General features: G+C 65.1%; 9 protein-coding genes and 1 tRNA gene. 6 read left to right on the plus strand and 4 right to left on the minus strand.

From position 1 onward, the window contains the following. Nucleotides 1-105 precede the first annotated feature (105 nt). Nucleotides 106-660 carry a lipid-binding SYLF domain-containing protein gene (locus tag BMX16_RS00090; RefSeq protein WP_089897442.1) on the plus strand — a complete coding sequence of 185 codons (555 nt, stop codon included), beginning with the start codon at nt 106-108 and terminating at the stop codon, nt 658-660. Between the two features lies 1 nt (nt 661). After that, the gene (locus BMX16_RS00095; protein ID WP_089897444.1) at nt 662-1,249 is read left to right on the plus strand and encodes a nucleotidyltransferase family protein; all 588 of its coding nucleotides are present in this window, start codon (nt 662-664) and stop codon (nt 1,247-1,249) included. A gap of 105 nt (nt 1,250-1,354) precedes the next feature. Here BMX16_RS00095 and BMX16_RS00100 read toward each other — a convergent pair whose 3' ends face one another. The 3 genes from BMX16_RS00100 to ypfJ form a co-directional block, all read right to left on the minus strand. Continuing rightward, nucleotides 1,355-6,121, minus strand: coding sequence for a Hint domain-containing protein (locus tag BMX16_RS00100; RefSeq protein WP_089897445.1), 4,767 nt, complete (start codon nt 6,119-6,121; stop codon nt 1,355-1,357). A gap of 684 nt (nt 6,122-6,805) precedes the next feature. Next, nucleotides 6,806-6,891, minus strand: a tRNA-Leu gene (locus BMX16_RS00105). A gap of 135 nt (nt 6,892-7,026) precedes the next feature. Beyond that, nucleotides 7,027-7,884 (minus strand): KPN_02809 family neutral zinc metallopeptidase, encoded by an 858-nt coding sequence (gene ypfJ, locus BMX16_RS00110; protein ID WP_089898269.1) that lies wholly within the window; start codon nt 7,882-7,884, stop codon nt 7,027-7,029. Nucleotides 7,885-8,101: 217 nt separating this feature from the next. Here ypfJ and BMX16_RS00115 point away from each other — a divergent pair, with 217 nt between their 5' ends. Beyond that, nucleotides 8,102-8,584, plus strand: a complete 483-nt coding sequence (locus BMX16_RS00115) for a disulfide bond formation protein B (protein WP_089897447.1) — start codon at nt 8,102-8,104, stop codon at nt 8,582-8,584. After that, on the plus strand, nt 8,581-9,510 hold the full coding sequence (rocF, locus tag BMX16_RS00120) for an arginase (protein WP_089897449.1): 930 nt from the start codon (nt 8,581-8,583) through the stop codon (nt 9,508-9,510). Before BMX16_RS00115 ends, rocF begins: the two co-directional genes overlap by 4 nt. A 90-nt stretch (nt 9,511-9,600) precedes the next feature. Here the strand turns inward: rocF and BMX16_RS00125 are convergent, their stop codons facing one another. Continuing rightward, a complete protein-coding gene (locus tag BMX16_RS00125; protein ID WP_089897451.1) occupies nt 9,601-9,870 on the minus strand; it encodes an usg protein in 270 nt (89 codons plus the stop codon). A 194-nt stretch (nt 9,871-10,064) separates the two neighbouring features. Between BMX16_RS00125 and gyrA the strand changes: the two genes are divergently transcribed. Further along, entirely contained in the window at nt 10,065-12,821 is a 2,757-nt protein-coding gene (gene gyrA / locus BMX16_RS00130; RefSeq protein WP_089897453.1) for a DNA gyrase subunit A, read from the plus strand. A 139-nt stretch (nt 12,822-12,960) separates the two neighbouring features. Continuing rightward, nucleotides 12,961-13,632 (plus strand): hypothetical protein, encoded by a 672-nt coding sequence (locus BMX16_RS00135; protein ID WP_089897455.1) that lies wholly within the window; start codon nt 12,961-12,963, stop codon nt 13,630-13,632. Nucleotides 13,633-13,661 lie beyond the last annotated feature (29 nt).

The raw sequence follows: 13,661 nt of genomic DNA on the forward strand, positions 1-13,661 counted from the left end.
GTTGCCGCATCTGGAATTAGCGTGTGACACATTCGCCTGATTCGCTTATCCTGCACCCCATAACAGGGGCGGCAAACGCCCCGATGGCAGTATGGGGCAGCACGGATGATACGGATCACACGACGGCATTTCGTCATGGCGGCAGCGGCCTTGCCGCTGGCGGCCTGCGGCAACGGCATCAACGGCAACGGCGCATCGACCATCGACGCCCGCGTCGCATCGACGCTCGACTTCATGTACGACACATATCCCGGCACCACGGACCTGCGCGACAAGGCGGCGGGTGTGCTGGTCATGCCGCTTGTGACAGAAGCCGGGCTTGGCCTTGGCGGGTCGTTCGGTCGCGGTGCGTTGCAGGTCGGCGGGACGACGGTGGATTACTACTCCGCCACCTCCGGCTCTGCCGGGTTGCAGATCGGCGCACAGCAATACAGCCACGTCCTGTTCTTCATGACCGAAAGCGCGCTGGCGGATTTCCGGTCGTCGATGGGCTGGGCGGCGGGCGCGAACCTGCAATACGTCGCCGCCGATCAGGGCGAGATCCTGCGTGCGGAAACCATCACCTCGCTGGCCCCCGTGATCGCCGTGGTCTTTGCGCAAAGCGGTCTGCGCATCGGGGCCACGCTCGAAGGGACGAAATACACCCGCATCATTCCCTGACATGACGCCCATCCTGATCCTCGCCGCCGGGCTGTCCACCCGGATGCGGGGTGTGGACAAGCTGGCGCAGGACGTGGGCGGCGTGCCGCTGCTGCGCCGCATCGTGCAACAGGCCGCGACGGTCGGCCCCATTTACGTGGCATTGCACCACCGCGCGGCGGAACGGCGCGCGCTGCTGGCCGGTCTGGACGTGACGGCCCTGCACGTGCCGGAGGCCGCCGAGGGGCAATCCGGCACCCTGCGTGGCGGCGTGGCCCGCCTGCCCGACTGCGCCGCGTTCATGGTGCTGCTGGCCGATCTGCCGCTCTTGACCGGGCCTGATTTGGCGGCGGTCGTGGCCGCACGGGCGGCACACCCTGACGCGCTGATCTGGCGCGGTGCGACGCCGGACGGACGGCCCGGCCATCCCCTCCTCTTCGACGCCAGCCTGCGGCCGGGCTTTGCCGCGCTGTCCGGCGACGATGGCGGTGCGGCCCTTGTGCGGCCCTTGCGACACCGCACGCATCTGGTGCCCTTCGCCGACGACCGCGCCCTGTTCGATCTGGATACGCCAGAGGCGTGGGCCGCCTTCCGCGCCCGCCCGGACTGATCCCCACGTCATCGGCCCCAAAACGGACACGGGCCGCAGGATTTCTCCTGCGGCCCGCCCCGGTGTCTTCCGTCACAGCCCCCTGATCGGGAAAGCTGCAACCGTTTACTTCATCAGAAGCTTTGCTTCGTGCTTCTTCAGCGCCTTGCGGGCCGACTGGTAGCCGTTCAGCCCCTCGGTCGTGGCCAGTTCCGGGAACAGCTCAAAAATCTCGTTCCGCTGGCTGTTGCCAAGACCGTTCAGCGAGTAGTCGCCGGGGTGGAAGCTTTCGGTCCACGCGCCGTTCGACAACACCACTTCGTGACGCTCGAACATGAAGTGGATGTAGGTCGTCCGCATCACGTCCAGCGTGTGGATACCCTTCGCGCCCGTCATGTGCTTGGCCGCCGCAAGAACTTCACGCTCCTCGAAGTAGAGCTGGGTCTTTTCGCTTGCGACCAGCACCCGGTGGTTGGGCGACAGCAGCATGTCCCGCTCGGGCAGACCGTTGCCAAGCGCACCGGCCTTGATGAGGATCGGCTTCATGTGCGGCTTCGCGGCCAGCTCCTTGCCAGTCATCTCCTTGGCACCGACCCAGGCGATTTCCTGGATGCCGTTGTCGCGGGTGATCACCTTGTCGCCCGGGCGCAGATCCTCGACCAGACGCTCGCCACGGGGTGTGGCGATGGTCGTGCCGGGGGTAAAGCAGGGCGCCTCGATCTCCTTGAAGGTGGCCGTCGTGCCATCCTTGAAGAAGATGGTGCCGGACTCGCGCAGTTCCTCGCTGTCGCCCGCGCCGCCATTGCGGACGATGCGGTCGATCTTGTGTAGCGTGGCCTGATCGAAGTTGAACGTGTCGATGTCCTTGTCGTCAGGATCCTCGCCACCCACGATCACGTCGCCGGCGGAGGCATCGGTGAACCGGTCGGTTCCCAATCCGCCGAACACCTTGTCAGCCCCCGCGCCGCTGCTGATGACATCGTCGCCCGCATCGCCGTTGATGACATCGTGACCTTCGCCGCCAAACAGCGTGTCGTTGTCCACACCGCCGAACAGGGTGTCGTTGCCCGCATCGCCAAAGATCGTGTCCGCATCGTCGCGGCCAAAGATCGTGTCGTTGCCGTCACCGCCAAAGATCGTGTCGCGGTTGTCGTCCACGGCCGGATCAAAGGAGTCGTCCAGCTCGATCTCGGCGACCAGACCGCCATAGATCAGGTCGTTGCCGCCGTTGCCATACAAGGTGTCTTCGCCCTGGCTGCCGATGATCGTGTCGTCGCCGTCGCCGCCTTCGACATAGTCGTCGTCGATGCCTGCATCGATCGTGTCGTTCCCGATGCCGCCAAAGATGGTGTCATCGTCGTCGCCGGTCGTGATCGTGTCGTTGCCTGCCCCGCCAAAGACCACGTCGCGGTCGTCGTTCGGGAACGGGTCATTGTCGCCGATGGGCAGGCCCGGAACGATGGGGCCCGGATAGTCGTAGTCGGTCGCAGGCGTTGCATGGTTGCCCGTGTTGATGACATCGTCGCCATCGTCGCCGTGAACCGTGTCGTTGCCGATCCCGGCCGTGATGGAGTCGTTGCCCTTGCCGCCGAAGATCGTGTCGTTACCCTCGCCGCCGGTGATCAGGTCGTCACCATCCTCGCCGTACAGCGTGTCGTTGCCGCCGTTGCCTGCGATGGTGTCGTTGCCGTTGTCGCCTTCGACATAGTCGTTGCCGTCGCCACCCTGGATGGTGTCATGCGCGCCGCCGGCATAGATGAAGTCGTCGCCGGCCCCGCCCTGCAGGTCGTCGTTACCGGTTCCGCCAAAGAGCGTGTCATTCCCGGTTCCACCAAAGAGCGTGTCGTTGCCAGCCCCACCGATCAGCGTGTCGTTGCCGGCATCGCCGAACAGCGTGTCGTTGCCGGCTCCGCCGTCGATGCTGTCGTTGCCGATGCCGCCGAAGACTTCGTCGTTGCCGTTGCCGGCATTGATCTTGTCGTCGCCGCCCAGACCAAGGATCAGGTCGTCGTCACCCACGTCGCCGGGCAGGATCGCGTCGTTGCCGTCGACGATGTCACCGTTGGCATCGATGAAGCCGGGGTTGATCACATCGCTGCCATCGGTGCCCAGGATCGTGCCGTCACGGGTGCCGACCACCTCGAACGATACGGTCGCGGTATCGAAGCCGCCCTTGCCGTCGCTGACGGTGTAGGTGATGCTGGTCGTCGCGGTCTCATTCAGGACCAGATCGTCGAAATCGCCGTTGGCATCGAAATCCACGCTGCCGTCGGCATTGATCTTGACCAGACCACCGTTGCTGGCGGCCACGAAGGTGCCGACACCGCCAGCGGCGGCACCGACGCCCACGACAGACAGACGATCACCGTTGGCATCCGTGTCGTTGGTCAGCACGTTGCCGTCGATGTCACCGCCCATTTCGCGCGGGGCGACGGTGATGCCGTCGTCCCTGGCGTCGGGGGCCGTGTTGAACGGCGTACCGCCATCGACCTTTTCGATCTCGGTATAGTCGATGAATTCGCCCGTCGGCTTGCCTGCCGTGTCCACGAACACGATCCGCCCGGTAAAGCTGTTGCCATCGGCGTCCAGCACGGGCGTGCCGATGCCGCCGGGACCGGTGTTGAGGTAGATCGTGCCAGCCGGCAGGATCAGCGTGTCGAAGTCGTCGCCACCCGCGCCGCCATCCACGACGTCACCGGCACTGCCGGTGATGACGTCGCGGTCGTCGCCACCGAACAGCCGGTCGTGACCGACACCGCCATTCAGGGTGTCGGCGCCAGCGCCGCCCAGCATGGTGTCGTTGCCCAAACCGCCGGTCATGATGTCGTTGCCGGCACCACCTTCCATGTGGTCGTCACCGGCACCGCCGTCCATGGTGTCGTTGCCCGCATCGCCATAAAGCTTGTCGTTGCCGCCAGCGCCCAGCACGATGTCGTTGCCGTCGCCGCCAAATGCCACGTCGCCCGCAGCACCGGTCTGGAGGTTGGCCAGACCCTGCTCGTTGTCGGCCCAGGAACCGGTGTGGATCTCGTCGTTGCCGGCACCGCCAAAGATCGTGTCGCTGCCGTCGGCACCGGCATTGAAGGCCTCGCCCGTCTTGACCGAGGCGCGGCTGTCGTCATCGCCGGTGATAATGTCGTCGCCGCTGCCGCCGATGATGGTGTCGTTGCCGGCGCCGCCGGCAAGCACGTTGGCGTAATCCGCCGCAGGACGCGTGCCGGAGGCGGCACCCGTGGATACCGCGCCGTCGTCCGCTTCAGAGATGGTGTCGTTGCCGGTGCCGCCGGTCACGACATCCTTGCCGGCACCGCCGGAGATGATGTCGTTGCCGCCCTGACCCGCGATGATGTCATCGCCCGCCCCGCCGAACAGTGAATCGTTGCCGTCCTGCGTGTCCGCACCCGGCACGACCGTCGTGTCGAAATAGACGTCGGTCACGTTGATGCCCGCGTCGGAGTTCGTCTGCAGGGCCTGCACTTTGGTGTGAATGATTTCGATCCGGTCGACCGGGCCCTGGATGTTCACCAGCGCCGAATAGAAGTCATTCGTCTCGGAGCTGTCGCCACCGCGCGACAGCAGCAGTTCGTTGCCGCCGACGCCGTCATTGTTGGACGCGTGAATGCCGTTGCCCGTCGCGACATGGATCGGGATCAGCTTGCCCTGCGCGTCGTAGGCCCGGATCTCGACCTTGGACGAATTGTCGATGTCGTTGATGCGGAAGCTGACGTTGTTCACGTCGCGCGAGAAGTCGAGGTTGTAGGTCGCCGTCTCGCCGTCCTTGTCGAGGACCGAATCGAGCGAGCTGTGCGGATTGACTGCTGCGCCGTCCGCCGAGATCGAGTGGACCTTCTGCTGCTCTGTCTCGAAGGTCGTCGCGGGATGCTCGTTCGCGCGGGTGACCGAGAATGCCACGTTCACGTTGCCGGTGTTCTGGACGAACCCGCCGTTCAGGTTGTCGCCGTCGTCGATGGCGCTGCCGTCCTTGCCGGGGTCGGGGGCCTTGGACCATTCGAAGCTTTCGCGCACGGTCTTGGGCCCCGGCGCCACGGCGTTCGGGCCGTTGTCGCCATAGATCACGTCGTTGCCGTCGCCGCCGGACGCCTTGTCGTCACCGCCGCCACCGATCAGGCGATCGTGTCCCGCACCACCGTCCAGCACGTCGTGACCGGCGTTGCCTTCGATATGGTCGTTGCCGGCATCGCCGTTAAGCGTGTCGTTGCCGGCGCCGCCGAACAGCTTGTCGTCGTCCGCACCGCCGTTGACGATGTCGTTGCCGTCGCCGCCGAACGCGGTGTCGTGGCCTGCGCCACCGAAGATCGTGTCGTTGCCGGCGCCGCCTTCCAGCGTGTCGTTGCCGGCACCGCCATCGACGAGGTCATTGCCTTCCTCGCCGTTCACGTAGTCGTTGTCGTTGCCGCCAAAGAGCTTGTCGTCACCGACGCCGCCCCAGATTTTGTCATTGCCGTCGTCACCATAGAAGGTGTCGTTGCCGGACCCTTGGCCCGCGCCCGTCTCGTCGTCGATGGTGTCGTTGCCGGCACCGCCATAGACGATGTCGTTGCCGTGAAAGGTCTGGACGTGATCGTCGCCGGCACCGGCGCGGACGAAATCGTCGTTTGCCGCAGCACCGGTCAGCCGCGCATCGCCGTTGTCGATCCGGTCACCTTGCGGGTCGCCGCGATAGTTGAGGTCGATGACGTCGTTGCCGGCGGTGCCGTCCACATAACCGTCGAGTTTCGCAGCGCCTGCAGGGGTGCAGTCGATCCAGCGGCCGAACAGGTCCAGCTTGTAGACGGAAACGCACTTGGACAGGTCTGTGGGTGTGCCGTTCCACCACTTGCCGTCGGTGTCACACCATTTGTAGGTGCCAAAGCCAAACAGGGAAAGCGTCATCTCTCAATTCCTCACACAGGGCCGCGCGCGGCGCCAGAACATGCCATTGTGCGCAGTCCCTCAGGAACTGCGCAACGTACCGAACAGCGGCCGAAACCACTGCACCATAATCCTCAGCATGGGATGACCCCGTTGCCGCAGACACCAAAACATTCGCCGATGCGCCTGAACATCGACCCGACCGCCCCAATCGGCCGGTTTTGCCCCCCAGTTGGGCTATTGAAGTGATATACTGTCGGAGGATTTCGAAAAAGGATTAAAATCGGGCACGGGGCCGAAACCGAACCACCAAATGCGCCTTTTTTGGGGCCGATGGTGCCGCAACTTCCTCAACAGGCAAGCTACTGTTTCCTTTACGGAAACAAAGATGCGGTGGCCGTTGTGCCAAAGGGTTGAAAACTTGTGGTTTCACACTGTGAAACCCGCAAAGTGGGCGTCGGCTGATGCTCAAGTGGCACCAATGTCCGTGACGTTAACTTTCTGTTCTTTTTTTGCACCGCGTCACAGTTCCGCCCGATTTCAGCGCTGGTGCCGGGCATGACTGTTCGGTGGACGGTGACAAGAGCGGCCTGCAGCGTAGATTGTCGCTGAACGTGCTTTTCCAGCCTGCTCGGCCCGCAGAATCAAGGTGGAAAACTGAAAGGAACGTGAACCATGCCCGACGTGCAGACGACGTCGTCTGCGTGGTACCGGTGGTCGGACTCGAACCGACAAGACCTTGCGATCGGGGGATTTTGAATCCCCTGCGTCTACCATTCCGCCACACCGGCAGGTGCGCCTGTCACGTATCCGCACCGCCGCGCGGCGTCAATCCGTTGCACGCAGCGGGCGCATGGTTTCAGGGCGGGGGCCACCACCCAGCGTCAGATACTCCGACGCAAGGGCGGGGACGCAGAGGGCGGTCCTCAAAGACGATCGACGGAAAAGGTGTCGCACGCCGTCAGATCTCCGCTCTCATAGCCTGTCGCGAACCACCGCTGGCGCTGCGCGCTGCTGCCGTGGGTAAAGCTGTCGGGGCGCACCGCCTGCCCCGCGCCCCGCTGCAGGGCGTCGTCGCCGATCCGTGCGGCGGCATTCATCGCCTCGTCGATGTCGCCCGGCTCCAGCGTGCCGAACATCGCCTGCGCCCCTTGCGCCCAGACACCGGCATAGCAATCGGCCTGCAACTCGGTCCGCACCGACAGGGCATTCGACTGCGCCGCGTCCACCTGACCGCGCATCCGGTTGACCTGCCCGAGGATGCCAAGCTCGTTCTGGACGTGATGCGCGACCTCGTGGGCGATCACATATGCGGCGGCGAAATCGCCACCGGCGCCAAGCTGGTCGCGCAGCGTGCGGAAGAAGGCGGTATCCAGAAAGATCTCCGCATTGGCGGGGCAATAGAACGGTCCCGTCGCCGCATCCGCCGTGCCGCAGGCCGACTGCGTGATGCCGTCGAACAACACCAGTCGCGGCGGCGCATAGGGCTCGTCCACCTGTGCGGCAAAGATCTTCGCCCAGACCTCCTCGGTGTCCGCAAGGACGACGCCGACGAACTGCTCCAGCTCCGGGTCGGCGGCGTCGATCGGGCCGCGGTCAACCTGTTCGCTGCCCGTGCTGGTCCCGCCGGACCCCACGAGGGCCGAGACATCGACACCGAAATACCAGCCGATCAGCAGCACCACGATACCCGCGATGCCGCCGATCCCGCCCACGGCGCGCCCGCCGCCGCCGCCGCTGCGGCGCTCGATGTTCCGGCTGACCCGGCGCCCTTGCCATTTCATCGCATGTCTCCCCGGCGCGCCGCGCGCCACGATCACGTTATAGTGTCGCCCTGCTGCGCGACAACAGGCCGCCGCACGGTGGGGCGGCGCGCGCATCGGCGCGGCCCCGGACTTGACCCCGCCGTCCGATCCGTGGCTTAACGCCAGCAGATCGCAAGAGGTGTCCGATGCCCGTCTGCCGCAGCACGTCCCACCCGCGTCCCGCCGGAGCACGCCTGTGACCCGCAAACCCCTGATCGTCGCAGCGGCCGGCGGATCGGCCCTGCTGCTGGCGGGCGCCTATGTGTTCCAGGCCCTCGGCTATCTGCCGTGTGCGATGTGCCTATGGCAGCGCTGGCCGCACTGGGCTGCCATCGTCATCGGCATAGCGGCTCTTGCGTTGCCGGGCCGTGCAATGCCGCTGCTGGGGGGCGTGGCCGCCGCCGTCACCAGCGGGATCGGCGTCTATCATACCGGTGTTGAACGGGCCTGGTGGCCCGGTCCTGCGTCTTGCACGGGCGGCGGCGGCGGCGCGCTGTCCGGCGATCTGCTGTCCATGGACGGCCCGCGTCTGATCCTGTGCGATCAGGTCAGCTGGGAGTTTCTGACCCTCTCCATGGCAAGCTGGAATGCCCTGTTCTCGGCCATCCTCGTCCTGATCTGGATCGCCGCAGCCCGCGCCCCCGCCGCATCGCCCCCCCTCGCAGGAGCAGCCCGATGACCGCCACCCACTGCATCCTGATCGGTGCGCCCGTCGACAGCGGCAAGCGCCGCCGCGGCTGCCTCATGGGGCCCGACGCCTACCGCACCGCCGGCTTGCTGGAGGCGATCACCGCGCTGGGCCACACGGTCGAGGATCTGGGCAACCTGGCACCCGCCGAAGCCTCTCCCGCACCGCACCGCAACGCTGCCATTCATGCACTGGCGCAGAACGTGGGCTGGACGCAGACCCTGATGGATGCCGCCCGCACGGCGGCCCCACGTGGCCTGCCGATCTTCCTCGGCGGCGATCATGCGCTGGCGCTGGGCAGCGTCGCAGGCATGGCGGCGCATGCGCAGGATGCGGGCCGTCCCTTCTTCGTGCTGTGGCTCGACGCGCACAGCGACATCCACACCCCCGATACCTCGGACAGTGGCAACCTGCATGGCACACCCGTGGGCTACGTCACCGGACGCGACGGGTTCGACGCGTTCCCCCCCCTGCCCGCCCGCGTCGATCCCGCGAACATCTGCATGATCGGCCTGCGGTCCGTCGACGCCGCCGAACACACCACGCTGCTTGCGATGAACATCGACGTGGTGGACATGCGCATGATCGACGAAACCGGCATCCGCGCACCGCTCGCAGCCTTCCTCGACCGGGTGCAGGCGGCGGACGGCCTGTTGCACGTCAGCCTCGACGTGGACTTCCTCGACCCGGCCGTGGCCCCCGCCGTCGGCACCACCGTCCCCGGCGGCGCCACCGTGAGAGAGGCGCATCTGGTGATGGAGATGCTCTGCGACAGCGGTCGCGTCACCTCGCTCGATCTGGTGGAACTCAACCCGTTCCTCGACGACCGGGGCAAGACCGCGTCGCTGATGGTCGACCTCACCGCTTCCCTGCTGGGCCGCCGCGTGTTCGACCGCCCCACCCGCAGCCACGCATAAGGCTGCAGACAGCCGCCGACACCGGGTCCCCCGTTCTTCTGGTCCCAAATATCCCGGGGTCCGGGGCAGCGCCCCGGTGGCCTGCCGCCCTCAGTGGTAATGGAACTCACCCACCACGTTGCGCCACTCCCCCGGCGCGATCAGCTTGCGGTGGGTGAACCGCACCGAATGCAGCGGCCCCTCCAGCGTCTCGCGCCAGAAGCCGATGAATTTCAACAATCGGGCGTGATCGGGCGCCAGATCGTAGTCCTGCCAGACGTAGGTGTTCAACACATGCGGATAGTCCGGCATGTGATAGGTCATCTCGGCCGTGGTCAGCCCGTAGCCCTTCAGCATCAGTTCCGTTTCCGTCGACATCATACATTCCCTTGCCGCATGGCCCCCCCCTGACGCCCACGATTCCACGGATTGATTAAAAGTCAACGAAAACAGGTTGTTGGCAATCATGCGCCACGGCTGTCAAAGCCTTCGGGCATCAGGCGTTGCGCACCAGATCGTGTATCTGATATGGTCCCGTGAACCAGATACAGGTCCGCTTGCAGCAAGGCAGTCACGTGAACGATACCCCGGAAACGCCTGAAAACGATGATGAAAACGCCACGCCAAAGTGGACGTATGACGGCCCGTCCGTCACCATCGAACACGAGCTCAAGACGGCCTATCTCGATTATGCCATGTCGGTCATCGTCAGCCGGGCGATCCCCGACCTGCGTGACGGGCTGAAACCTGTGCACCGCCGCATCCTCTATGCGATGCACGACACCAACAACACCTTCGACAAGCCCTACCGCAAATCCTCGCGCCCGGTGGCCGAGACGATGGGCAAATACCACCCGCACGGCGACAGCGCGATCTACGACGCGCTCGTGCGGATGGCGCAGGACTTCTCGATGAGCCTCGTGCTGCTCGACGGTCAGGGCAATTTCGGCTCCATGGACGGGGACAAGGCCGCCGCCTACCGCTATACCGAAGTGCGGATGCGCAAGGTGGCGAACTACCTGCTCGACGACATCGACAAGGACACCGTCGACTTCCAGTACAACTACGACGGCAAGGACCGCGAACCCACGGTTCTGCCTGCGAAATATCCCAACATGCTGGTCAACGGCGCGGGTGGCATCGCCGTCGGCATGGCGACCAACATCCCGCCCCACAATCTAGGCGAGGTGATCGACGCCACGCTGGCGCTGATCGACAACCCCGACATGACCTCCGAGGACCTGATCGATTTCATCCCCGCCCCCGACTTTCCCACCGGCGGGCAGATCATGGGCCGGTCAGGTGCGCGCAAGGCGTATCTGGAGGGGCGTGGGTCCGTCATCATGCGCGCGACGACCCACACCGAAGAAATCCGCAAGGATCGCTATGCCATCGTCATCGACGACGTGCCCTATCAGGTGAACAAGTCCGCGATGATCGACCGAATCGCAGAGGCCGCCCGCGACAAGCGGATCGAGGGCATCGCCCACGTACAGGACGAATCGGACCGCAACGGCGTGCGCGTCGTCGTCGAACTGAAACGCGACGCCACCGCAGAGGTGGTGCTGAACCAGCTCTACCGTTTCACGCCGATGCAGACGAACTTCGCCTGCAACATGCTGGCGCTGAACGGCGGACGCCCCGAAACGCTGACCCTGCGCCGCTTCCTGACCGCCTTCGTCGATTTCCGCGAAGACGTGGTCGCCCGCCGCACCGCGTTCGAATTGCGCAAGGCGCGAGAGCGCAGCCACATCCTGTGCGGTCTGGCCGTCGCCGTCACCAACATCGACGAAATCGTCGCGACCATCCGCAAGTCCGCAGATGCCGCCGAGGCGCGAGAGGCGCTGATGACCCGCCGCTGGCCCGCGCAGGATATCCTCGAATACATCGCGCTGATCGACGATCCGACCCATACCGCCAACGACGACGGCACCTACAACCTGAGCGAGGCACAGGCCCGCGCCATCCTCGAACTGCGTCTGCAGCGCCTGACGCAACTCGGCGTCAAGGAAGTCACCGACGAACTCAAGGAACTGGCCGCCAAGATCCGCGACTACCTCGAAATCCTCGGCTCCCGCGACCGGATCATGCAGATCATCCGCGACGAGCTGCGCGACGTCCGCGACCAGTTCGCCGTGCCGCGCCGGTCCGCCATCGTCGACTGGGCCGCCGACATGGACGACGAGGATCTGATCGAGCGCGAGGACATGGTCGTGACCGTGACCTCCGGCGGCTACATCAAGCGCACGGCGCTGGCCGACTTCCGCGCGCAGCGCCGCGGCGGCAAGGGCCTGTCGTCGATGGCGACCAAGGAAGAGGACGTCGTCACCACCCTCTTCGTCGCCAACACGCATACGCAACTGCTGTTCTTCACGACCGACGGCATGGCCTACAAGCTGAAGTGCTGGCAGTTGCCGCTGGGCAGCCGCACGGCCAAGGGCAAGGCGGTCGTCAACATCCTGCCGATCCAGACCGGCATCAGCATCGCCGCGATCATGCCCGTCGACCGGGCCGAGGCGGACTGGGACGACCTGCAGGTCGTCTTTGCCACGTCGCGCGGGACCGTGCGCCGCAACAAGCTGTCGGATTTCACCACCGTGAACCGCAACGGCAAGATCGCGATGAAATTCGAAGGCGAGGATGTGGGCAACACCCTGATCAATGCGCGTATCGCATCGAACGACGACGACGTGATGCTGGTCACCAACGCCGGCCGCGCCATCCGCTTTCCGGCGACCGACGTGCGTATCTTCAACTCCCGCGCCTCCACCGGCGTGCGCGGCATTCGTCTGAACGGCGACGACCGCGTGGTGTCCATGTCGATCATCCGCCACTTCGACGCCGCCGCAGAGGAGCGTGCCGCCTACCTCAAGATGCGCCGCGCCATGGCGGGCCTTGCGGACGACGCCGAGGTGTCCGATGACGAGGACGACGTGACGCCGGGCACGATCAGCCCCGCCCGCTATGCCGAAATGTCAGCAGCCGAAAACCTGATCCTCACGATCACATCAAGAGGGTCAGGCAAGCTCAGCTCCAGTCACGATTATCCCGTGCGCGGGCGTGGCGGCATGGGGGTCACGGCGATGGACAAGGCGATGCGCGGCGGCGATCTGGTGTCGTCCTTCCCGGTCGATCTGTCCGACCAGATCATGCTCGTCACATCAACCGGCCAGTCGATCCGGGTGCCGGTCGACGGCATCAGTTTCCGCTCTCGCGGGGCTGGCGGGGTCAAAGTGTTCGACACCGCCAAGGGTGAAGAGGTCGTCAGCGTCGCCTGGATTGCCGATCAGGGTGATGCAGAAGACACAGAGACGGCGGGGCCTGCGGCATAATCCTGCCGCAATCGCCTGCATCTGTTGTCGGACAGGGCTGCGTTCTGTAACGTCATGGGCAAGAGGGGCTAACCCTCAGCACATAACAAACGAACGAGGCGCGTAAATGAACACATCAGCAGCATGCGCTGCCGCCATTATGTTGGCAGCAGCATCCCCCGCACTGGCACAGGTCTCCGGCGGTGAGCTGGGCATCGAATACAACGCCCCGCTGAACGGGTCCGACTTTGGCGGCACGACCTATTCGGGTGGACTCGGTTACGGCGTCATGAACGTGGCGAACGTGTCGGCCAACGTCGCGGGCTACAAGTTCGACAACCTCGGCACCGATGCCAGCAACGTGACGCTGCACGCCACCTACCTCATGTCGTCCGACATCGGGGTCGGCGCCTTCGTCGCCTCCGACAGCATCGAAGGCGAAAATGCCACCCTCGTCGGCGTCGAAGGGCGCGGAACACTCTACGGCGCGTCGCTTGGTGGCTATCTGGGCCGGGCGGACGATGGCACCGACACGGGCACGATCTTTGGCGTGGATGGCGCCTATGCCCTGCGCTCGGGCTTTTCCGCCATCGGCAACATCGACTATTTCGATGCGGGCGGTGACAACCTGAGCCAGATTTCCGTAGGCGGCGAATATCAGATGGCCGTCGGACCGCAGTTCTATGCCCAGATCGGCAGCGTCACCGGCGACTTCGACGGCGTGTCGGAATCCTACGGCTTCTTCACGGTGGGCGCCAAGGTCGCCTTCGGTGCGGATCAGGGCACGCTGTTCACGAACCGCAGCATCCTCGAGGTTCTGCCGGGCTTCTGACCCTTTGCAAATCGGCCCGCGGTGGCCTA

Origin of the sequence: Loktanella fryxellensis, assembly GCF_900110065.1 — a bacterium.
GTDB classification, from domain to species: Bacteria; Pseudomonadota; Alphaproteobacteria; order Rhodobacterales; family Rhodobacteraceae; genus Loktanella; species Loktanella fryxellensis.

What these genes read in the sequence shown, in the direction of transcription:
- BMX16_RS00090 (WP_089897442.1), top strand. Translation starts at nt 106, where the DNA reads ATGATACGGATCACACGACGGCATTTCGTCATGGCGGCAGCGGCCTTG.
- BMX16_RS00095 (WP_089897444.1), top strand. Translation starts at nt 662, where the DNA reads ATGACGCCCATCCTGATCCTCGCCGCCGGGCTGTCCACCCGGATGCGG.
- BMX16_RS00100 (WP_089897445.1), bottom strand. Translation starts at nt 6,121, where the DNA reads ATGACGCTTTCCCTGTTTGGCTTTGGCACCTACAAATGGTGTGACACC.
- ypfJ (WP_089898269.1), bottom strand. Translation starts at nt 7,884, where the DNA reads ATGAAATGGCAAGGGCGCCGGGTCAGCCGGAACATCGAGCGCCGCAGC.
- rocF (WP_089897449.1), top strand. Translation starts at nt 8,581, where the DNA reads ATGACCGCCACCCACTGCATCCTGATCGGTGCGCCCGTCGACAGCGGC.
- BMX16_RS00125 (WP_089897451.1), bottom strand. Translation starts at nt 9,870, where the DNA reads ATGATGTCGACGGAAACGGAACTGATGCTGAAGGGCTACGGGCTGACC.
- BMX16_RS00135 (WP_089897455.1), top strand. Translation starts at nt 12,961, where the DNA reads ATGTTGGCAGCAGCATCCCCCGCACTGGCACAGGTCTCCGGCGGTGAG.